Here is a 20,814-nt window from a genome sequence, read left to right as displayed (position 1 = left end):
GCTTCGGATGCAGCCTGGCATGCTGAGAGCAGGGGAGCGGCGCGTCTCGCGCGTTACTCATGTCTCGGTGCGGCTTTCGGTCGACACTTTCTCGATCTGGCACCTTTGCGGACTGTGCAGCGCCGGTGCGCCGCGGTCGTTCATTGAGTCGCGCCAGTCGCGCATATCCCCGCCGCTCGGATGCTGGAATACACGCAGGCCGAACTCCGGCAGGATCGCTAGCAAGTGGTCGAAGATGTCTGACTGAATCGCCTCGTACTGTGTCCAGGCGACGGTGTTCGTGAAGCAGTAGATTTCAAGAGGCAGGCCGTCAGCGGTGGGGCTTAGCTGGCGCACCATCAGGGTCATGGATTGGTGGATGCCACCGTGGCTGCGTAGATAACGTTCCACGTAAGCGCGAAAACTGCCGATATTGGTGATCCGGCGCGTATTGACCGGCTCCTTGCCCCGCTCCTCGAGCTTGGCATTCCATTCATCGATCTCGCGGCGCTTTTCCGAGAGGTATTCATCCAGCAGGTTGAATCGGTGCAGGTGCTCGCACTCCTCACTGCTGAGAAAGTGCACGCTTTGCTGATCGAGGTACAGGCAACGCTTGATCCGCCGTCCGCCGCTTTCCTGCATGCCGCGCCAGTTCTTGAACGAATCGCTGATGAAGCGCTTGGTTGGGATGTTGCTGATGGTTTTGTCCCAGTTCTGCACCTTCACGGTATGCAGGGCGATATCGATGACGTCGCCATCAACATTGAGCTGCGGCATCTCCACCCAGTCGCCGACGCGGATCAGGTCGTTGGAGGTGATCTGCACGCTCGCCACCAGTGAAAGCAGGGTGTCCTGGAATATGAGCATCAGCACGGCCGCCATGGCGCCGAGCCCGGACAGCAGGATCAATGGCGAACGGTCGATCAAGGTCGCAATGATGAGGATGGTCGCGATGGCGTAGACAACGATCTTCACGACCTGCAGATAGCCCTTGATCGGGTGCAGACGTGCGTCCGGTCTGCGCTGATACATCATGTTGATGATGTCCAGCAGCGCGCCCATGGCGAGTGCAATGGTCAGCACGATGAAGCCGCCGCATACGTTGCGCACCACGGTAACGGCGGCTTCCGGCAGACCCGGGACGGCATTCACACCGATGGACAGCACCAGCGCCGGCACAATGTTGGACAGTCGCCGGATAATGCCGAAGTCCTGCAGCTTGTTTTCCCGTGTGTTGCGCAGCACCTTGTACAGCCCGCGCACCAGGATACGTTTGACCACCCAGTTGGCGAGCCAGGCCGCAAATATCAATGCGGCACTGGACACGAGAGTTTGCAGCTCCGCATGCTCGTTCAGCCATGCCAGCCAGACGTTCAATTCGTCCTGCATATGTCCTCACCGTCATGCCGCGCCAGGCAAGCGGGGTTTTTCAAGCGGCTCATATCAGCGGATGAATTCGCGGCTGATTGACCGAAACAGATCAGTCCCGGCTTGCTCCATCCATTCGAAGGCGACCATTTCGCGCGAAACGATGCTTGCTCCGGCCTGCTGCATACGTGCGAGGCCCAGCACTTTGTCACTGGCGCGGCGCGAGCCGACGGCTTCGTCCACCACGAAAACCTGATTGCCGCGAGCCAGCAGGTCGATAACGGTCTGCAATACGCAGATATGAGTTTCGATCCCGCTGATCACGAATTGCTTGCGCTCACCCCCGGGTCTCTTGAAAAGTTCGCCGTCGCGCGCAGCGGAAAAGTGCAGCTTCTCGATGATCGCCTCTTCGGCTACGCCATCGCGCAAAGAGGCGACCGTGGGGCCCAGGCCCTTGCTGTACTGCTCGGTAAGGAGCACAGGGACGCCGACGCGCTCGGCAACCTGCATCAACCAGGCGCTGTGCTCAGCAAGTTCGCTGTGGCCCTCGATGGCGGGGAAAAGCCGTTCCTGGATATCGATGATTAGAAGGGTGGAGTCCTGCGCGTTGATGAGCATGCCGTTGTCCTCGAATAGATCAGAGCTTGAACGCACCAATGAAAATGGACGGATCGATGCGCGCGTCGTTGAGGCTGACATTCCAGTGTAGATGTGGCCCCGTGGCCCGGCCGGTCGCGCCGACCTTGCCCAGTACGGCGCCGCGGACCAACTCGTCGCCCACCTTTACGTCGACCTGCGACAGGTGGCAGAACATGCTGATCAGCCCCTGGCCGTGGTCGACGAACACCGTCTTGCCATTGAAAAAATAGTTGCCAGTGAGAATCACCTTGCCGGCCGCCGGTGCTTTTATCGGCGTGCCGGTCTTGGCAGCAAAATCGAGCCCCGAATGCGGGTTGCGCTCCTCACCATTGAAGAAGCGGCGCAACCCGAACGGCGAGGACAGAGGGCCATTGACCGGCTTGTCGAAAAGCAGGTTGCTGGGCTGGCGCTCGCTGAACTGACGATAGGCGCGGGTCTGTTCGTCCAGTTCACGCTCGATGCGCTTGAGGTCGTCCGGGTTTGGATTGACCTGCCGCTGATTCTTCAGCGTGATGTGCTGCTCGCGGTAGGTACGAGGCTCGACGCGGAAGCCATGTGCTTTGCCGGCAACATCCAGCGAGTGCTGGCCCGCTTTGACCGTCAGCGGAATGCCGACGATGGCGATCCAGCGCTGATCATCCTCGCGCACCACCAGCACGGGCTTGCCGTCGTAACGCGCTTTCGGGGCGCTGGCATCGTTGCCGAGATCAACGACCGCAACGCCGCCTGGCACCGGTTTGTTCAGCAGACGGGTGAGAAAGCCTTCGGCGTGAGCAGGCAGGGTCAAGCACAGGAGCAGGGCAAGGACGAAACGCATGGAAATCCCGAGTGATGGGTAAGTCAGTCCAGCAACGACAAGGTTACCGGCGTCTGGTGATTGTCTTCGACACGCACATCCAGCTCGCCGTTTCCGAGCCGGGCCTTGAGTCGTTGACCGGGCTGGGTCTGATCGGCTCGTCGGATCGCTTGGCCGCGCTCATCGAGCAGGATGCTGTAACCACGTGACAGCGTGGCGAGCGGGCTGACGACGTTCAATGTCTGGGCCAGACCTTGCAGCTGCTGGCGTTGGGTTTTCAAGGTGTCTTGCATGGCGCGGGGCAGCCGGCTAGACAGATGCTCCAGGCGCTGGCGAAGCAGATTCAATGACCGACCTGGATGCTGCCCGGCGAGACGCGTTTCGAGACGCGCGAGACGCTCTTGCCCAGCGCAGAGCCGGCGATCGATACCACGCAACAGGCGCGCCTCAAGATCGTCGATGCGTTGGGCTTGCTGTTGCAGGCGTTCGCCCGGATGGCGCAGGCGTCGGGTCAGGCCCTCCACGCGCGCCGCGTCGCGATGAAGGCGATCGCGCATGCGCAGCAACAGGCGCTGGCGCAGCCCCTCAAGACGCTGACGCACATCCGCGCTACTGGGAGCCAGGAGTTCGGCGGCAGCAGATGGCGTTGGTGCGCGGACGTCGGCGACGAAATCGGCAATCGAGACATCCGTCTCGTGGCCGACCGCGCAAACGATCGGCGTCTCGCAAGCGGCTATGGCACGGGCGACCACTTCCTCGTTGAAGCACCAGAGGTCTTCAAGCGAACCGCCACCTCGAGCCAGGATCAGCGCATCGAAGCCGCCACGGTCTGCAAGCTCAAGGGCACGGACGATCTGCGCGGTCGCTTCGCGGCCTTGCACTGGCGTCGGCACCAGGGTCAGGGCGACATGCGGGGCACGTCGGCGGAACACCGAAATGATGTCGCGGATCACAGCGCCAGTGGGCGAGCTGACGATGCCGATGCGCCGTGGGTGAGAGGGCAGGGCGCGCATGCCAGAGGCGTCGAACAGGCCTTCGGCAGAGAGCTTCTCCTTCAGCGCTTCGAAGGCCAGGCGCAGCGAACCGTCACCGGCCGGCTCGACATTATCGAGAATCAGCTGATAGTCGCCGCGACCCTCGAACAACGACACCCGCCCGCGCACCTTTACCGCCAGGCCATCGCGCAGCGCCTGGCGCACGCGCAAGGCGTTCTGCCGGAACAGTGCGCATCGGACCTGAGCGTTCTTGTCCTTCAATGTGAAATAGATGTGGCCGGATGCCGGCTTGGCCAGGTTGGAAATCTCGCCTTCGACCCAGACCTGGGCGAACACGTCTTCGAGTAATTGCCGAGCGCGGCCGTTGAGCTGGCTGACAGTCAGCACTTCTCGGTCGAGGTTCAGGCGTTGGAAGGGATCATTTAGCATGACGGCGATGATAAGCCGCGCACGGTCATGCGCAAACCGAAACCGTGATGCATCGCCCAAGTGCTCTTGACCGTGCGGGACGCGGCGCTAAGCTGCGCGGCCTCTCTCCGTCTCTCGTTCGAGCCCTCATGAGCTACAGCCAAGCCATCATCGTGCCGCGTATTTCCACCTTTCCCGGCCATGAGTCGAAAGCACGGATGATCCTGCGCTGGCTTGCTGAGCGGCGGGTTATCGAGGCGTTGCCAACCACCTGCGGTCGCGGAGTCGGCGGCATGGGATACGCGGTTGCGCAGGGCGCTCGCAATGTCGTGAAGCGCCCCGAACGACTGCCCTTCGGCGAGGCCATCAATGGATTGGAAGTGATCACCAAGCGCTGTATTTATACGCCGACCCGTGAGTTCGCCGAGGAGGCGGGCTGCCCCGAGTGCCGTCGCGAGATCGGCGAGGCGCTGTTCGAAAGCCTGGACGAGTGGATGCCCAAGCACTCCGACAATTTCACATGCCCGGAATGCGGCTTCGAGGACGATATCAACGGCTTTCTGTTCATCCCTGCCTGTGGATTTTCCAACCTGGGGTTCATCTTCAATGGCTGGGGGGAGGCCGGCTTTCGTGAGTCGTTTCTTGATGAGTTCGCCGCGAGGCTAGGCTTCGGCGTGACGATAGTGATCGATCACTCGTGACCGATTGGTCATTTGGTCAGCGGCTGACTTCGAGGCGAGCGCGACAGTCCGCAGAACTGCATTGAGCAGCATGGTATGCGTGGGTATAATGCCGCGCTTCCTTTTTCCCGCCTGGGAGCCCCCGCCATGCTGCGTATCAGCCAAGAAGCCCTGACTTTCGACGATGTTCTCCTGATCCCGGGATATTCCGAGGTCCTGCCGAAGGATGTCAGCCTCAAGACCCGCCTGACCCGCGAAATAGAGCTGAACATTCCCCTCGTTTCGGCGGCAATGGACACCGTCACCGAAGCCCGCCTGGCCATCGCCATGGCGCAGGAAGGCGGCATCGGCATCATCCACAAGAACATGAACGTGGAGCAGCAGGCCGCCGAAGTGCGCAAGGTCAAGCGCCACGAAACGGCGATCGTTCACGACCCCGTTACCGTCACCCCTGAAACCAAGATCAGCGAACTGCTGCGCAAGGCTCACGAACTGGGCTTCTCGGGTTTTCCGGTTGTTTCTGGCAAGGAGCTGGTAGGCATCGTTACCGGCCGCGACCTGCGCTTTACGCCGAACGCCGGTGATTCGGTCGCCGCGATCATGACCCCCAAGGAAGAGCTGGTTACTGTTCAGGAAGGCACTGGCCTCGAGCAGATCAAAACCAAACTGTACGAACACCGCATCGAGAAAATGCTGGTGGTCGACGGCAATTTCCACTTGCGTGGCCTGGTTACCTTCCGCGATATCGAGAAGGCCAAGACCTACCCGCTGGCTTCCAAGGACGGTGAAGGCCGCCTCCGTGTAGGCGCCGCCGTGGGTACAGGTGCTGATACCGCCGAGCGTGTCGAAGCGCTGGCTGCCGCCGGTGTCGACGTGATCGTGGTGGACACCGCTCACGGCCATTCACGCGGCGTGCTCGACCGCGTTCGCTGGGTGAAGGACAACTTCCCGCAGGTTCAGGTGATCGGCGGCAACATCGCCACCGCCGAAGCCGCACTGGATCTGGTCAAGGCCGGCGCCGACGCGGTCAAGGTTGGGATTGGCCCAGGCTCTATCTGCACCACCCGGATCGTTGCTGGTGTCGGTGTCCCGCAGATTTCCGCCATCGCCAACGTGTCGGCTGCCCTCGAAGGCACCGGTGTGCCGATGATTGCCGACGGCGGCATCCGCTTCTCCGGAGACCTTTCCAAGGCCATCGTTGCGGGCGCCAACGCCGTGATGATGGGCTCGATGTTCGCCGGTACCGAAGAAGCCCCAGGCGAGATCGAGCTGTTCCAGGGCCGTTCCTACAAGGCTTACCGCGGCATGGGTTCGCTGGGTGCGATGTCCCAGGCGCAGGGCTCTTCCGATCGTTACTTCCAAGACTCCTCTGCGGGTGCCGAAAAGCTTGTGCCGGAAGGCATCGAGGGGCGCGTGCCATACAAGGGCTCGCTGGCGGCGATCATCCATCAGCTGATGGGCGGCCTGCGCGCTTCGATGGGCTATACCGGCAGCGCGACCATCGATCACATGCGCACCCATCCGCAGTTCGTGCGCATCACCGGTGCCGGCATGGCTGAATCACATGTGCATGACGTGCAGATCACCAAGGAAGCGCCCAACTACCGCGTTGGTTGATATTTCTGTCGCTGGAGGCTGATCGCCGACCGGCTGGACGGGGCTGTGCCCCGATCAGTCAGCCGGCGTTCAGCCTTCAGCTGTTTTTCCCAGGGGAAAAAAATGGCCCATCAAGACATTCACGCTCACCGCATCCTGATTCTGGATTTCGGCTCGCAGTACACCCAGTTGATCGCCCGTCGCGTGCGCGAGCTCGGCGTTTATTGCGAACTGCATCCGTTCGACATGACGGATGAAGACATTCGCGCCTTTGCCCCGCGCGGCATCATTCTCGCGGGCGGGCCTGAGTCGGTGCACGCGGAAGGCAGCCCGCGCGCTCCACAGGCGGTATTCGAGCTGGGCGTACCGCTGTTCGGCATCTGCTACGGCATGCAGACCATCTCCGAGCAGCTAGGCGGCGAGGTGCAGGGTTCCGATGAGCGCGAGTTCGGCTACGCGCGGGTCGATCTGGTTGGCAAGTCCAAGCTGTTCGACGGCATCGAAGACCATATGGACGATGACGGCGTGTTCGGGCTCGACGTCTGGATGAGCCACGGTGACAAGGTCACCGAATTGCCAGCCGGTTTCCACATCCTGGCCAGCACTCCGAGCTGCCCGATCGCAGCCATGGGTGATGATGACCGTCGCTACTATGGCGTGCAGTTCCACCCGGAGGTAACCCACACCCGCCAGGGCGGACGCATCCTGTCGCGCTTCCTGCTGGAAATATGCGGCTGCGAAGCGCTGTGGACGCCGTCCAACATCGTTGATGATCTGGTTGAGCAGGTACGCAACCAGGTTGGATCGGCCAACGTGCTGCTGGGTCTGTCTGGCGGTGTCGATTCCTCCGTAGTTGCGGCGCTGTTGCACAAGGCCATTGGCGATCAGCTGACCTGCGTGTTCGTCGATAACGGCCTGCTGCGCCTGCATGAAGGCGATCAGGTGATGGCGATGTTCGCCGAGAACATGGGCGTCAAGGTGATCCGCGCGGACGCCGAAGCTCAGTTTCTCGAAAATCTGGCTGGCGAAGCCGACCCCGAGAAGAAGCGCAAGATCATTGGTCGCACCTTCATCGACGTCTTCGACGCCCAGGCCAGTAAGCTCGACAACATCCAGTTCCTCGCCCAGGGCACCATCTACCCGGACGTCATCGAGTCCGCCGGTGCCAAGAGCGGTAAAGCTCATGTGATCAAGTCGCACCACAACGTGGGTGGCCTGCCGGAGGAAATGAACCTCAAGCTAGTCGAGCCGTTGCGCGAGCTGTTCAAGGACGAGGTCCGCAAGATCGGTATGGAGTTGGGCCTGCCGTATGACATGGTCTATCGCCATCCTTTCCCGGGCCCGGGTCTGGGCGTGCGCATCCTTGGCGAGGTGAAGAAGGAATATGCCGACCTGCTGCGTCGTGCCGACCACATCTTCATCCAGGAGCTGCGTAACTTCGATTGGTACCACAAGACCAGCCAGGCCTTCGTGGTTTTCCAGCCGGTCAAGTCCGTTGGTGTGGTAGGCGACGGCCGCCGCTACGCCTGGGTCGTTGCGCTACGTGCGGTTGAAACCATAGATTTCATGACCGCGCGTTGGGCACATCTGCCCTACGAACTGCTGGAAAAGGTCTCCAACCGCATCATCAACGAAATCGAGGGTATCTCCCGCGTGACCTACGACGTGTCGAGCAAGCCGCCAGCGACGATTGAGTGGGAATGATGACCTAACGGTTGATGGTAAAAAAAAGCCCCGGCATGCCGGGGCTTTTTTATCGGCTGATCAGCCCATGACGGCAGCGGTATCGATACGGCGCCAGATGGCTTCGGAGATGCTGTAAAGGGCGAAGGCCACGAGCCCAAGGCCTACGATCGACAACCAGAACGCTCCGAACGGCAGGCTTTGCAGTGCATTCAATGCATCCTCCAGCCCAGGTGGGTCGGTGGGTTCATACCGCGTGCCGCCGCTGAAGAGCATTCCGGCTACGATCAGAAATGCGATGCCACGCGCAATCAGGCCTGCACGGGAAATTGGGCGGACCCAGCGCATGACGTCCTCGGAGGCGTAGAAGTACTTTTCGAACTTGGCTTTCCACCCTTTGATGATATGCGCGATGCCCACACCAAGCGGAATCAACGCAACGGCGTATACCAGGTAGTTAGAGTACTTCCAGCCGAGCAGGCCGGAGAGGAAGTCACCACCGGCGCCGGAGCCGCCATTGCCTCCACCCGATGATTCACCGATGGATGTGCCGAGTAGGCCAAGGGTGAACAGCGCCAACAGGCTGTAGGTGATCGCGCCGCCTACCAAACCGGCGCGGATGACCAGACCTTTGGCTTTGGTGCCATGCCCCTCGGGATCGGTTATGGCCTGAGTGATGCGCCAAGCGGCGTAGGCCAACAGGCCGACAACCATGATCCAGAGCAAGACCGTACCGAAGGGTTGACTCAACAATTGCTGAATGGCGCCCTTGGTACCTACGGTTTCCCCGCTGCCGATACCCGCCATGAATGCGAATGCGCCGACAATGATGTAAACCACCCCTCGCGCGGCGTACCCGCTGCGGGCGAGCCAGGTGATCCCGCGGCTGACTTCGCCTTTGGCGTGGGCTGCGGTGGTGTGCATAGCGCCTCCTTGGATGTGAATGAATGTTGTCGTAGTAGACGCTCAATCAGCCGCAAGGGTTCGCAGCAAGCAATGATGATGCTTTCTGGGGTGAGGGCTGCGGGGTGGGGCACGAAGTTGTAGCATTAAGCAAATGCGAGCGATTCCAATCTGGCGACTGCTCGTGCAGTTTTTCAATGAGATGAAGATGACTTTTACCCGAAGAAAGATGCTGGTCGGCATGGCCGGAGTGGTAGCGCTAGGTGTGGTGGGTGGTGGCGCACGCTACTGGCTGGGCCGGCCAGCAGACCCCGTAACGCATGACTATGAGCTGATCGCGGCGCCCGCTGACATCGAGCTGGTCGCGGGAGCCAAGACACCGGCCTGGTGCTACGGCGGTCAAGCGCCCGGCGTCGAGCTTCGCGCCCGGCAGGGAGATTGGCTGCGGGTGCGCTTCATCAATCACTTGCCGGAGCCCACGACCATTCACTGGCACGGCATCCGCCTGCCACTGAACATGGACGGCGTGCCCTACGTGTCTCAGCTGCCGGTGATGCCGGGCGAGTCGTTCGACTACCTGTTTCAGGTGCACGATGCGGGAAGCTTCTGGTATCACCCACACACCACCAGCGCTGGGCAACTGGGGAGAGGTCTGGTCGGGCCGTTGATCGTGGAGGAGCGTGAGCCGAGCGGGTTTCGCCATGAACGGACGTTGAGCCTGAAAAATTGGCATGTCGACAAACAAGGTGCATTCACTGATTTCAGCGTGCCGCGCGAGGCCGCCAGGGCCGGTACGCCGGGCGTATTGTCAACCGTCAACGGTGAGCATGCACCGACTCTGGAGTTGCCTGCAGGGCAGGTGGTGCGGTTGCGTATCCTCAACGTGACAAACACCCTGACCTACCGACTGAACCTGTCGGATGGGCAGGCTCGCATCTACGCAATAGACGGTCATCCGATCTTGCCGCGCCCACTTGGCAAAGAATACTGGCTGGGCCCTGGGATGCGCATCGATCTGGCGCTCAAGGTGCCAGCAGTGGGGGAGCATATTTCGTTGCGCAACGGTCCGCTGAGGCTGGCGACCCTCACCTCGGTGGCTACTGCAGAAACTGAAGGCGATTGGCCTGCGCCGTTGCCGGCCAATCCCGTTGCTGAACCCGACCTTGAGAAGGCAGAAACGCTGCGCTTCAATTTCGAATGGGCTGGCACACTCTCGGCTGATACAGGGCCGACCGGCGCGTTCACCTTTTGGCAGATCAACGGACAAGCATGGGATATCAACGACAAGACCTGTGCGGATCGGCCGATAGCTACCCTTCAACGCGACGGTCATTACATTTTCGAACTACGAAACCTCAGCCAATATCAGCATCCAATCCATCTGCATGGCATGACCTTCAAAGTCATCTCCTCCAACCGCAAGCGTATCGACCCCTGGTTCACCGATACCTATCTGCTCGGCAAGAACGAGACTGCGCGGATTGCGCTGGTCGCGGATAATCCTGGCGTCTGGATGTTCCATTGCCACGTCATCGACCATATGGAAACGGGCCTGATGGCGGCGATCGAAGTTGTTTGAGCGAAAGCACTACCGGATCGACAAATGAAAAGACCAATGATCATCGACCGTTCTCGCGATGAGGACTTCATGCGGGAGGCGCTCGAGCTCGCCGCGCAAGGGGCGTTGCTGGGCGAGGTGCCTGTTGGGGCTGTGCTGGTCCAAGACGGCAAGATCATCGGTCGTGGCTTCAATTGTCCGATCTCTCGAAACGACCCCAGTGCTCATGCCGAGATGGTTGCGATCCGAGAGGCGGCGTCGAGCCTGGAGAACTATCGGCTGCCAGGCAGCACGCTGTACGTCACGCTGGAGCCATGCAGCATGTGCGCTGGTTTGATCGTCCACTCGCGGGTGCAGCGTGTCGTGTATGGCGCTAAGGAGCCGAAGGCTGGTGTTGCGATCAGCCGAGGTCAGTTCTTCTCTCAGGAATTTCTCAATCACCGCGTGCTGGTTGAGGGTGGCCTGATGGGCGAAGCGTGCAGCGATATGTTGAGCGCTTTTTTTCGCGCCCGCCGCCATCTAGCTCGAAGTGGGGGAACTGCGGAAAGCTCATAGCGGCTGATCTTTTAGCTCAAATTCCACCGCTGTATCGGCGCACGCCCGTTTTAGGAAGTTTTTCATGCGCAGCGACGCTGCCCTGAGCGGGAAATACCACCAAGTGATCAGCGGCTATTCCAATGCCGACTTCCTGGCCGGTCGGATAGTCCGCATGGCTGGGAAATATCCCTTCCAGCTGGTTGCCGGTTGGCAACTGCAATCGATACAGGGTCGAGGCGCCGAGAAAGGTCTTGCCGACGATCAGCGCCTTGAGTGCGCTCTGCGGTGAATAGATGATGTCATCAGGGCGCAACAGCACATCCACGGAGCTTCCAGCCGGCATTGTGTAAGCACGGTTGCCTCGGATCACGCCGAGTTCAGTCTGCACCGTTTCCGGGTCGATCAGTTGACCGCGAATGAAATAGCCCTGACCTATGAAGCTCGCCACGAAGGGCGTGAAAGGCTCATGGTAGAGGTTGTAAGGCGTGTCCCATTGCTCGAGCCGGCCGTCCTTGAACACACCAACCTGATCGCTGACGGCGAATGCTTCCTCCTGATCGTGGGTAACCAGAATGGCACTGGTGCCGCGTGTCTTCAGGATCTCCCGAACCTCATGGCTCAGGCGCCGTCGCAAGTCTCCATCAAGATTGGAGAATGGTTCGTCCAGCAATAGCAGTTCCGGTTCTGGCGCAAGCGCCCGAGCAAGTGCGACACGTTGTTGCTGACCGCCTGACAGCTCGTGCGGGTAACGCTGGCTCAAAGGCGCAAGGTGCACGAGCTCGAGCATGTCGTTGACGATGTTCTGCCAGTTCGGTTGCTTGCGAATGCCAAAGGCGACGTTCTCAGCGACGGTCAGGTGAGGGAACAGGGCGTAGTCCTGAAACACCATGCCGATGCGACGCTTCTCTGGAGCAAGGGTATAACCGCGCCGCGACAACACGGCGTCGCCTAGCTGAATCTCGCCCTCATTTACGTGCTCGAAACCGGCGATGGCGCGAAGGGTCGTGGTTTTACCGCAGCCGGAAGGCCCGAGCAGGCAGCCGATGTCGCCGCGATTGAGGTGCAGATTGAGGTGCTGCACAACGCTCTGGCCACCGTAGCCGCAGTCAAGATTACGCAGGTGCAACAGCGGTTCATGGCTCATGCGTGGTGGTAAGCCGGCTCGACCAGGAATTCAAGCAATGCCTTTTGTACATGCAAGCGGTTCTCTGCTTGCTGCCAGGCCACCGAGCGCTTGTCGTCCAGCAGGTCGTGACTGATCTCTTCGCCGCGATGCGCGGGCAGGCAGTGCATGAACAGCACGTCTTCGGCTGCCACGTCGAGAAGCGCGCGGTCGACCTGATAGGGTCGGAACGTGGCGATACGTGCAGCCACCTCGTCTTCCTGGCCCATTGAGGCCCACACGTCGGTGCTGACCAGGTGCGCGCCACTCACGGCTTCACGAGGGTCACGGAAGACTTGCACCCGGTCGCCAGCTTGCGCCAACAGCTGGCCCTCGGGTTCGTACCCTTCGGGGCAAGCGATGCGCAACTGGAAGTCGAACTGGATGGCGGCCTCCATATAAGAGTTGCACATGTTATTGCCATCACCGATCCAGGCTACGGTCTTGCCGGCGATATTGCCGCGTAGCTCATGGAAGGTCTGCATGTCGGCCATAAGCTGGCACGGGTGTAGATCATCCGACAGGCCATTTATTACCGGGACCGAGGAGTTAGCGGCAAATTCGGTCAACGTCGAATGAGCAAATGTGCGGATCATGATCGCGTCGAGCATGCTCGACATGACGATGGCCGAATCGCTGATCGGCTCTCCGCGACCCAGTTGCGTATCGCGGGGGGATAGGAAGATTGCCTGGCCACCGAGTTGGATCATGCCTGCTTCGAACGACAGGCGGGTCCGGGTCGAAGCTTTCTCGAAGATCATCCCAAGGACACGGTTTTTCAGCGGCTCGAAAAGAATGCCGCGCTCGCGCAGATCCTTCAGCTCGATGCCGCGACGCACCAGGCCTTGGAGCTCCTGGGGCGTGCAATCCATCAGTGAGAGAAAGTGTCTTGCGCTCATATCAGCTACCTTTATTGCCGCAGTCGAGGCCAGATTTCGACGGAAAAGGGAGGGCCTGCGACAGGGGTCGCATACAGAGCGACGAAACGGGAAAGGCGCGATCTTATCCAGAAAGGCTCAGCGGGCGCAAATCGGCCTCGGAGCGCCAGAAATCGGCCCTGCAGGTGCAACAGGTACTGTGTGTCGCGATAAAAGCCGAGCCCGCGACTCGGCTTTTACAGCACTGTTCCTGTACAATGCGCCGCAACCGAGACTAGCCGAGGTGCCCCATGGATATCATCGAAACTATCAAAGAGCAGATCGAGAAGAATCCGGTGCTGCTTTATATGAAAGGCTCGCCCAACGCTCCGCAATGCGGCTTTTCGGCCCGCGCCACCCAGGCGATTATGGGGTGTGGTGAAAAATTCGCTTACGTCGACATCCTGCAGAATCCTGAAATCCGTACCAACCTGCCCAAGTACGCTAACTGGCCAACTTTCCCTCAGCTATGGGTCGATGGCGAGCTGGTTGGGGGTAGCGACATCATTCTAGAGATGTTCGAGAAAGGTGAGCTGCAGCCGTTGATCAAGCAGGCCGTGCAGAAAGCCGGCGCCTGATCGAGACGATTTGAAGAACCCGCCGTTGGCGGGTTTTTTTATGCCTGCTGTTTCGCAAGTCAACGTAGCCGAGGTGCAACGCGCAATAAAGAAGGGAGCCGGAGCTCCCCTTGTCATATCGAACTTTTTATTCATCCATCTGCGATTGCAGATAATTTTCCATCCCGACCTTGTCGATCAGGCTGAGCTGAGTTTCGAGCCAATCGATGTGCTCTTCTTCGGACTCGAGGATGTCTTCAAGCATCTCACGCGTTCCGTAGTCTCCAATGCTCTCGCAGTAGGCGATGGCTACCTTGAGATCCTGCATGCCGCTCTGCTCGAGCTTGAGATCGCAGTCGAGCATTTCACGAGTGTTTTCGCCGATCAGCAGCTTACCGAGGTCTTGCAGATTGGGCAGGCCTTCGAGAAAGAGAATGCGCTTGATCAGCTTGTCGGCATGCTTCATCTCATCGATGGATTCCTTGTACTCGTGCTTGCCCAGTTTGCCGAGGCCCCAATCCTCGTACATGCGCGCGTGCAGGAAGTACTGATTGATGGCGACCAGTTCGTTGCCGAGAATCTTGTTGAGATGCTGAATAACTAGCTTGTCGCCTTTCATGATCATGCCCTGCGTCGAATCAAGTTCGTAATGCGCGCAGTCTGGCCACGAAGAAGGGCTCTGTCAAACCTAAGTCATTGAATGTAAAAGGGTAAACCGGAATAAGAATAAGTCTGTTCCGCGACTTGCCGGCAAGGTCTTGATTTACGGGCATAAAAAAGCCGGGCATGTGCCCGGCTCCTGCAAAATTTTTATTCAGGCTGGTGCGAAGCCAGCCGGATAGGCGAGGGAGGCGCTGGCGCCCTGAATATCACTCAACGTGTCACGGACGACCTGCTTGGCAACGCATGCGCATTTGCCGCACTGAGTGGCCACGCCTGTGGCTTCACGCACTTCACGATAGCTGCAGCAACCTTCGTAAATGGCTTCACGAATCTGGCCATCAGTCACGCCTTGGCAGAGACACACGTACATAGGGACTACCCGTTGGGTCTGCGAATGGGGAGATGCTAAATATAATGAGAATGATTGTCAAAGCTCGTTCGTCGGTTTCGCTGGTTATGTCCAGGTGGCTTATCCCTCTGTAGTCATGAGGTAAACTGCGACCCCGTTTTCCGCCTGGAGCCGTCATGGCCCTGCAAGCCACCCCTTACAAAGTTGAAATCAATCTCACCGATCTCGATCGTCATGTTTATCAAGATCTGCGCTTCACCGTGGCTCGTCATCCATCGGAGACTGAAGAGCGGATGGTCGCGCGGCTGATCGCCTACATACTTTGGTACGGCGAGCAGTTGGCCTTCGGCCGCGGGCTGTCAGATGTGGATGAACCTGCGTTGTGGGAAAAGAGTCTGGACGATCGCGTGCTGCACTGGATCGAAGTGGGTCAGCCCGACGCCGAGCGGATCACCTGGTGCTCGCGCCGTGCCGAGCGCTTCAGTCTGGTGGCCTATGGCAATCTGCGCGTCTGGCAGACCAAGGTGCTCGATAGTGTCCGCAATTTGAAAAAAATAAACGTTGTAGCAGTGGGGCAGGAGGCGCTGGAGACCGTTGCGCGTGACCTGCCGCGCTCCATCACTTGGAGCGTGATGGTCAGCGAAGGCGCACTGTTCATTACCGATGAGCGTGGCCAGCACGAAGTGCCGCTGGAATGGCTGATCGGCGAGCGCGGCTAAGCGCTCAGCGATCGTAGAGGAGGGCGCGACGGCCCTCCGAGGTCTACGTCAGGACTGCCAGAACTGTACGAACGCGTTGAACGACATCACCACACCCACCGCTGTGGCCACCATCGCCAACAGCCCGAACACCAGCATCCAGGTCGGATGACGGTACTCGTTACCGACGATGCTCGGCTTCTTCGCCGCCCAGAGAATGCAGGCCAGGGCCAGCGGCAATACCAGCGCATTGAGTGTCCCGGCCACCACCAGCACTTTGACCGGTTGACCGACAAGGCTGTAGATCAGCGTCGAGCAGGCAATGAAGCCGATAACTACACGCTGGTTATGACGCTGAATGCTCTCGTGCAGGGAGTACATGAAGGAAACGCTGGTATAGGCGGCACCGATCACCGACGACACCGATGCGGCCAGCAACACGACACCGAACATCTTGTAGCCCACCGTGCCCATGGAGTGGGAGAACACCGAAGCCGCCGGGTTGGCCGGATCCAGGCTCAGGCCCTGGCTGACGACCCCAAGCGCGGCGAGAAACAGGCAGATACGAACCACACCTGTCGTGGCAATGCCGATTACTGCGGCACGCGTTACCACGCCTACGTTCTGCACGCCAGTGATTCCGGCTTCAACCAGCCGATGTCCACCGGAAAAGGAGATGTAGCCGCCCACGGTCCCGCCAACGAGCGTCACGATCGGTAGAAGGAGAATCAATGGATCGTCCGGATTGAAGCTGCGGCTCAGCGCTTCCATCACCGGTGGGCTCGACTGGATCATGGCGTATCCGATCATGCACAGCATGATCAGCCCGAGCACCTGCATGATGGAATCCATTACGCCCTTGGCGTTGCGCAGCAGAAAGATGCCGATGATGAGCACGGCGGCGATCAGCGATCCGATCACAGGAGGCACGCCGAAAATCACATTCATCGCTAGACCGGCCCCACCGATGTTGCCGATGTTGAAGGCGATCCCGCCCAGTACGATGAATGCCGAAATCAGATGCCCGACACCCGGAATGACCCGGTTTGCCACGTCCTGGCCGCGCAGGTTGGCGACGGTAATCACGCGCCATATGTTGAGTTGCGCACCGATGTCGATCAGCAGTGAAATGATGATGGCGAACGCGAAACTCGCCAGATATTTCTCGGTGAACAGGGATGTCTGAGTCAGGAAGGCGGGGCCGATCGAAGACGTCGCCATGATGAAAATGGCGCCGCGCAGGACGTTGCGTTGTGACGTTGGGGTAGCGCTGGGGCTGGGGTGCATCGGGATACCTTTTTTCTTGATGTTGGGGCAGGTAGGGAATGCAGCCGGGTACAAACCGGACTCTCGATGTCATTTTTATTCTTGAGATGAAGTTAGTGAGGTCTGGGTCAGAGCACCCCCATATGTTCATCACGGATGTCGGTGATGAACATGTGTCCGGGAGCGTGGGTAATGACCAGTTCTGGCTTGGCTTGCATGGCCACGGCCTGAGGCGTCACCCCGCAGGCCCAGAACACAGGGATCTCGTCGTCACCTATCGCCGACGGCTCTCCGAAGTCGGGACGGTCGATATCGTGTATGCCGATCTGTCGCGGATCACCGATGTGTACCGGCGCTCCATGCACTGCTGGAAACCGTGAGGTGACTTGCACCGCTCGCACTACCTTGTCTGCCGGCATCGGTCGCATGCTGACGACCATTGGCCCGTTTAGCGATCCCGCTGCCTGGCAGGGGATATTGGTGCGGTACATCGGCACGTTATGATTGTCCTCGATGTGTCGGACCGGTACGTCGTTAGCCAGCAATGCACCCTCGAAGCTGAAGCTGCAGCCGATCAGGAAGGCAACCATGCCGTCTTCCCAGAACGCCGTGATATCGCTGACTTCCTGTTCCAGGCTGCCGTGACGGTAGATCCGATATTTTGGAAAGTCGGTGCGAATGTCTGCTCCAGGTGCCGCGCGCAGCGGTTCGGTGCAGCCAGGATCGGTCACGTCAAGTAAAGGGCAGGGCTTGGGGTTGCGCTGACAGAACAGGAGAAAGTCGTAGGCGAGCTCCCGGCGGACGATCATCAGATTCGCTTGGGCAAAGCCATTAGCCAGCCCCGCGGTTGGCCCGCTCAGCTCGCCACGGCGGATCAATCGGCGCAATTCCGAAGGCGGGAGGTGGCGATAAGGGTTCAGGTTCATGGCTTCGCTCCGCTCTAGGGTTATCGCCAGTAGGCGAGCAGTTTGCGTTGCTGACGTTGGGCCGCTTCCAGCGCGGTCGGCTGCAGCCGCAGTGTGGTGCCCGGCATGCACTGCGCCAGACGAGCAACGGCAAAGGGGGTCAGGGCGCCGAGACGCGGATAGCCTCCAATGGTCTGTCGATCATTGAGCAGAACGATCGGCTGCCCGTCGGGCGGAACCTGTATCGCACCCAGCGGCACGCCTTCGGAGATCATCGACTGTCGTGAGCTGCGCAGCGCCGGACCAAGCAGGCGGATGCCCATGCGGTCTGCGCGCTGATCAACCGTCCATTCGCTATTGAATGCGTCAAACAGGCTTCTCCCGCTGAAGTCCCCGATCTGGGCGCCGAGTACCACCTGTAGCGGATCCGGCCCTGACAGTGGCGTCGCCAAGCTGCTGTCCAGCGTCCGCGGTGCGGGGGCAGTACCCCTCCAAGTGAGGCGGTCGCCCATCTTCAGTGGTTCGCCATCACCGTGCAGCCCCCCAAGCGCCTCTCGCCGCACCGTTGCGCAGCTGTCCATCATTTGTGGTGCTGCGAAGCCGCCAGGTGCGGCAAGGTAGGCCCGCACACCTTGGCGCGGCTGGGCAAACGCCAGGCGTTGCCTCTTGCGAATGGTGAAGCTGCGTCCTGGCTCCAGAGGCTGGTCATCGAGCGATGCGGACAGGTCGGCGCCGCACAGCGCCAGGCAGCTGTCGGCTTCGGCGAGCAGGACGAAACTCCCGAGCGTGATCTCGATCGTCGCAGCCTGCAGCGGATTACCCAGCAACCAGTTGGCCCAGGCTTGAGATACCCAGTCCGCAGCGCCCCCCTGGGTCACACCAAGATGACGCACGCCGAAACGGCCGCCGTCCTGCAAGCTGGCCATGGCACCACTGCGTTCGATCAACAGGCTCATGGCATCACCTCGAAGGGTGTGTCGTCTCCGCCGAGGCGAACGAACTCGGCGTGATCGATGGGTTGGAAGCGCACGCGATCGCCGGGCTGCCAGATGCTGTAACCATCCAATTCTCGGTCGAATAGCCGGGTCGGGCTGCGGCCAATAAGGTTCCAGCCCCCTGGCGAAACCAGTGGGTAGATAGCAGTCTGGCGGTCGGCGATACCCAGGCTGCCGGCCGGAACCTGCTTGCGAGGTGTCTGCAAGCGGGGGCTGGCAAGGCACTCGTCGACCAGTCCCATGAAGGCGAACCCCGGCGCGAAGCCCAGCGCAAAGACCTGATAGGGGCGGGCACTGTGGCGCTCGATCACTCCGGCGACGCCGAGCCCGCTGCGCTGCCCCAGTGCCTCGAGTTCCGGGCCGACGCTTGTGTCATACCAGACCGGGATCTCCAGCTCACGCGCCTGCCCGCCGGTGTCCGGTCGCAGTTCATTGAGTGCTTGGGAAACTCGTTCGCGCGCCTGGTCGTCGTTCAGTTGAGTCAGATCGTAGTGCACCAGCAGTGTCGTGTAGGACGGGACCAGATCAACCAAAGCCGGTCCAAAGGCTTCACGCAGACGACGTGTAGCGGCCAGCAGCCAGGGCATGTGGGCTTCATCGATCTCGTCGAACAGGCGCAGCATCAGGCAATCGATGCCGACCACTTCGATGCGCGGCGTCATGCGGGAAGCTGCTCAAGCGCTTTGCGAATGCGCTGCACCGCTGCGACCGAACCGGCGTTGTCGCCGTGAACGCAGAGCGTATCGGCACGAAGTATCAGGGCACTGCCATCGCTGGCTGTCAGCGCATCGCCTTTGGCCAGGCTCAACGCCTGAGCTGCGACGGTTTCGGCGTCGTGATGCACGGCACCGGGCAAGGACCGGGATACCAGCATGCCAGCCGGGTCGTAGGCTCGATCAGCGAACACCTCGAACCACAGCTTGATCCCCACTTCGTCAGCCAATGTCTGGGCAGCGCTGTTGTCGCGGGTGGACATCAGCATCAGCGGAAGCGACGGCGAGTAGGCCGTGACCGCCTTCATCACCGCCCGAAGCAACTCAGGTTTACGCATCATGTCGTTGTACAGGGCCCCATGCGGTTTGACGTACCGGACCTGAGTGCCTTCAGCGCGACAGATGCCATCCAGCGCGCCGATCTGATAAAGCAGCATGTTCTCCACTTCATCCGGGCTGCACGCCATGGATCGGCGGCCGAAGCCTACAAGGTCGGGGTAGGCAGGATGCGCGCCAATCTTCACGTCATGCTGCGTTGCCAGCGCGACAGTGCGACGCATGATCTGGGGGTCTGACGCGTGAAATCCGCAGGCCACATTGGCGCAGTCGATGAAGGGCATGACCTCGGCATCGAGGCCCATGGTCCAGGCGCCAAAGCTTTCGCCGATGTCGCAATTGAGAAGAAGACGTTTCATACGATCCTCGCTGTCGGCTGGCCCGCTCCGGCATGCCGGCGGGAAAGTGAGGTAACGATGATAAATTATCAATGATTTATCAATAAAAATTTAATGACGATCCCTGCGGCGGTCGCTGCGAGTACATTGATGTATGCTTGCCGCCCCGATTCCCCGGGCGGCATCACGCTTCGCCCCTCATCCCGTGGTCCACAAGATGGTTGACGCTAAATCTACTCGCCCGTTGCGATCGTCCATCGTCGCATCGGCGCATCTCGCCGAGCAGTCCCAGGAACTCTCCGAACTCGAGTACGGCATCATCGTTGCCAGCGCCGCGCTGATGCGCTGGATGGAGCGATGCATGAAGGCATCCGGCGCAGTGGAGATGAATGCGCTGGACGTGATGGTGCTGCACAACCTCGCGAGCCGTGGCCGTGCCAAGCGACAAGCGGATATCTGCCTGCTGCTCAATATCGAAGACACTCACACCGTGACCTATGCCTTGAAGAAGCTCGGCAAGCTTGGTCTGGTAGAAGGCGAGAAGCAGGGGAAGGAAATGTTCTACCGGCCCACCGAAAAGGGTGGCGCGCTGTGCAGGGAATATGCCGACATCCGCCGCGAGTGCCTTATCGCGTCGTTCGAGAACCTGAACATCGACCCGGACGATATCCATCGCCTAGCCGGGCTGCTGCGCGCCATGTCTGGGCTCTATGACCAGGCCGCACGAGCTGCCACTTCGCTCTGACCCACCTCACGCTACAGGCCGGACTACC

Annotated in this window: 22 protein-coding genes; 8 read left to right on the top strand and 14 right to left on the bottom strand. The window is 60.2% G+C overall.

Annotation, left to right across the window (positions count from 1 at the left end):
• Nucleotides 1-57 precede the first annotated feature (57 nt).
• From EA797_RS07335 to xseA, 4 genes are read right to left on the bottom strand one after another with little or no spacing between them, the layout of a single operon-like run.
• Nucleotides 58-1,368 carry a mechanosensitive ion channel family protein gene (locus EA797_RS07335; RefSeq protein WP_122164452.1) on the bottom strand — a complete coding sequence of 437 codons (1,311 nt, stop codon included), beginning with the start codon at nucleotides 1,366-1,368 and terminating at the stop codon, nucleotides 58-60.
• Between the two features lie 54 nt (nucleotides 1,369-1,422).
• Entirely contained in the window at nucleotides 1,423-1,965 is a 543-nt protein-coding gene (locus EA797_RS07330; protein ID WP_122164451.1) for a hydrolase, read from the bottom strand.
• A 19-nt stretch (nucleotides 1,966-1,984) separates the two neighbouring features.
• Nucleotides 1,985-2,803, bottom strand: coding sequence for a M23 family metallopeptidase (locus tag EA797_RS07325; protein ID WP_122164450.1), 819 nt, complete (start codon nucleotides 2,801-2,803; stop codon nucleotides 1,985-1,987).
• A gap of 23 nt (nucleotides 2,804-2,826) precedes the next feature.
• The gene (xseA, locus tag EA797_RS07320) at nucleotides 2,827-4,206 is read right to left on the bottom strand and encodes an exodeoxyribonuclease VII large subunit (RefSeq protein ID WP_122164736.1); all 1,380 of its coding nucleotides are present in this window, start codon (nucleotides 4,204-4,206) and stop codon (nucleotides 2,827-2,829) included.
• Between the two features lie 128 nt (nucleotides 4,207-4,334).
• Here xseA and EA797_RS07315 point away from each other — a divergent pair, with 128 nt between their 5' ends.
• The 3 genes from EA797_RS07315 to guaA all read left to right on the top strand — a co-directional run bounded on the left by EA797_RS07315 (nucleotide 4,335) and on the right by guaA (nucleotide 8,165).
• Complete coding sequence (locus tag EA797_RS07315; protein ID WP_122164449.1) at nucleotides 4,335-4,886, top strand: sugar ABC transporter ATPase; 552 nt, start codon at nucleotides 4,335-4,337, stop codon at nucleotides 4,884-4,886.
• A 126-nt stretch (nucleotides 4,887-5,012) separates the two neighbouring features.
• Nucleotides 5,013-6,482: an IMP dehydrogenase gene (gene guaB / locus EA797_RS07310; protein ID WP_122164448.1), complete on the top strand. Its 1,470-nt coding sequence runs from the start codon at nucleotides 5,013-5,015 to the stop codon at nucleotides 6,480-6,482.
• A 102-nt stretch (nucleotides 6,483-6,584) separates the two neighbouring features.
• A complete protein-coding gene (gene guaA, locus EA797_RS07305; RefSeq protein WP_122164447.1) occupies nucleotides 6,585-8,165 on the top strand; it encodes a glutamine-hydrolyzing GMP synthase in 1,581 nt (526 codons plus the stop codon).
• 60 nt (nucleotides 8,166-8,225) lie between these two features.
• On the opposite strand, the gene EA797_RS07300 is transcribed toward guaA, so the two are convergent.
• Nucleotides 8,226-9,068, bottom strand: coding sequence for a DUF1206 domain-containing protein (locus EA797_RS07300; protein ID WP_122164446.1), 843 nt, complete (start codon nucleotides 9,066-9,068; stop codon nucleotides 8,226-8,228).
• A gap of 187 nt (nucleotides 9,069-9,255) precedes the next feature.
• Here EA797_RS07300 and EA797_RS07295 point away from each other — a divergent pair, with 187 nt between their 5' ends.
• Together EA797_RS07295 and tadA are read left to right on the top strand one after the other, a co-directional pair.
• Nucleotides 9,256-10,626: a multicopper oxidase family protein gene (locus EA797_RS07295; RefSeq protein WP_122164735.1), complete on the top strand. Its 1,371-nt coding sequence runs from the start codon at nucleotides 9,256-9,258 to the stop codon at nucleotides 10,624-10,626.
• Between the two features lie 24 nt (nucleotides 10,627-10,650).
• On the top strand, nucleotides 10,651-11,160 hold the full coding sequence (gene tadA, locus EA797_RS07290) for a tRNA adenosine(34) deaminase TadA (protein ID WP_122164445.1): 510 nt from the start codon (nucleotides 10,651-10,653) through the stop codon (nucleotides 11,158-11,160).
• A gap of 16 nt (nucleotides 11,161-11,176) precedes the next feature.
• On the opposite strand, the gene EA797_RS07285 is transcribed toward tadA, so the two are convergent.
• Complete coding sequence (locus EA797_RS07285; RefSeq protein ID WP_122164444.1) at nucleotides 11,177-12,286, bottom strand: ABC transporter ATP-binding protein; 1,110 nt, start codon at nucleotides 12,284-12,286, stop codon at nucleotides 11,177-11,179.
• On the bottom strand, nucleotides 12,283-13,203 hold the full coding sequence (argF, locus tag EA797_RS07280) for an ornithine carbamoyltransferase (RefSeq protein ID WP_122164443.1): 921 nt from the start codon (nucleotides 13,201-13,203) through the stop codon (nucleotides 12,283-12,285). Before argF ends, EA797_RS07285 begins: the two co-directional genes overlap by 4 nt.
• Before the next feature lie 269 nt (nucleotides 13,204-13,472).
• Between argF and grxD the strand changes: the two genes are divergently transcribed.
• Nucleotides 13,473-13,799, top strand: a complete 327-nt coding sequence (grxD, locus tag EA797_RS07275; protein WP_122164442.1) for a Grx4 family monothiol glutaredoxin — start codon at nucleotides 13,473-13,475, stop codon at nucleotides 13,797-13,799.
• Between the two features lie 127 nt (nucleotides 13,800-13,926).
• Here the strand turns inward: grxD and bfr are convergent, their stop codons facing one another.
• Together bfr and EA797_RS07265 are read right to left on the bottom strand one after the other, a co-directional pair.
• Nucleotides 13,927-14,397, bottom strand: coding sequence for a bacterioferritin (bfr, locus tag EA797_RS07270; protein WP_122164734.1), 471 nt, complete (start codon nucleotides 14,395-14,397; stop codon nucleotides 13,927-13,929).
• A gap of 195 nt (nucleotides 14,398-14,592) precedes the next feature.
• Complete coding sequence (locus EA797_RS07265; RefSeq protein ID WP_122164441.1) at nucleotides 14,593-14,811, bottom strand: bacterioferritin-associated ferredoxin; 219 nt, start codon at nucleotides 14,809-14,811, stop codon at nucleotides 14,593-14,595.
• 155 nt (nucleotides 14,812-14,966) lie between these two features.
• Between EA797_RS07265 and EA797_RS07260 the strand changes: the two genes are divergently transcribed.
• Complete coding sequence (locus tag EA797_RS07260) at nucleotides 14,967-15,509, top strand: YaeQ family protein (protein ID WP_122164440.1); 543 nt, start codon at nucleotides 14,967-14,969, stop codon at nucleotides 15,507-15,509.
• A gap of 48 nt (nucleotides 15,510-15,557) precedes the next feature.
• Here the strand turns inward: EA797_RS07260 and EA797_RS07255 are convergent, their stop codons facing one another.
• From EA797_RS07255 to EA797_RS07235, 5 genes are all read right to left on the bottom strand, one after another.
• Nucleotides 15,558-16,775, bottom strand: coding sequence for an NRAMP family divalent metal transporter (locus EA797_RS07255; RefSeq protein ID WP_122164733.1), 1,218 nt, complete (start codon nucleotides 16,773-16,775; stop codon nucleotides 15,558-15,560).
• 107 nt (nucleotides 16,776-16,882) lie between these two features.
• On the bottom strand, nucleotides 16,883-17,680 hold the full coding sequence (locus EA797_RS07250) for a putative hydro-lyase (protein WP_122164439.1): 798 nt from the start codon (nucleotides 17,678-17,680) through the stop codon (nucleotides 16,883-16,885).
• A gap of 20 nt (nucleotides 17,681-17,700) precedes the next feature.
• Nucleotides 17,701-18,615: a 5-oxoprolinase subunit C family protein gene (locus EA797_RS07245; RefSeq protein ID WP_122164438.1), complete on the bottom strand. Its 915-nt coding sequence runs from the start codon at nucleotides 18,613-18,615 to the stop codon at nucleotides 17,701-17,703.
• Complete coding sequence (gene pxpB, locus EA797_RS07240; protein ID WP_122164437.1) at nucleotides 18,612-19,316, bottom strand: 5-oxoprolinase subunit PxpB; 705 nt, start codon at nucleotides 19,314-19,316, stop codon at nucleotides 18,612-18,614. The genes EA797_RS07245 and pxpB overlap by 4 nt, the downstream gene beginning before the upstream one ends.
• Nucleotides 19,313-20,062 (bottom strand): 5-oxoprolinase subunit PxpA, encoded by a 750-nt coding sequence (locus tag EA797_RS07235; protein WP_122164436.1) that lies wholly within the window; start codon nucleotides 20,060-20,062, stop codon nucleotides 19,313-19,315. The genes pxpB and EA797_RS07235 overlap by 4 nt, the downstream gene beginning before the upstream one ends.
• A gap of 196 nt (nucleotides 20,063-20,258) precedes the next feature.
• On the opposite strand from EA797_RS07235, the gene EA797_RS07230 reads away from it, so the two are divergent.
• Nucleotides 20,259-20,786, top strand: a complete 528-nt coding sequence (locus EA797_RS07230) for a winged helix DNA-binding protein (protein ID WP_122164732.1) — start codon at nucleotides 20,259-20,261, stop codon at nucleotides 20,784-20,786.
• Nucleotides 20,787-20,814: the final 28 nt, after the last annotated feature.

Source organism: Stutzerimonas zhaodongensis (genome assembly GCF_003696365.1).
In the GTDB taxonomy this organism is placed as follows: Bacteria; Pseudomonadota; Gammaproteobacteria; order Pseudomonadales; family Pseudomonadaceae; genus Stutzerimonas; species Stutzerimonas zhaodongensis.
The sequence above is the reverse complement of the archived record's forward strand: the minus strand, read 5'-3'. Positions and strand labels throughout refer to the sequence as shown.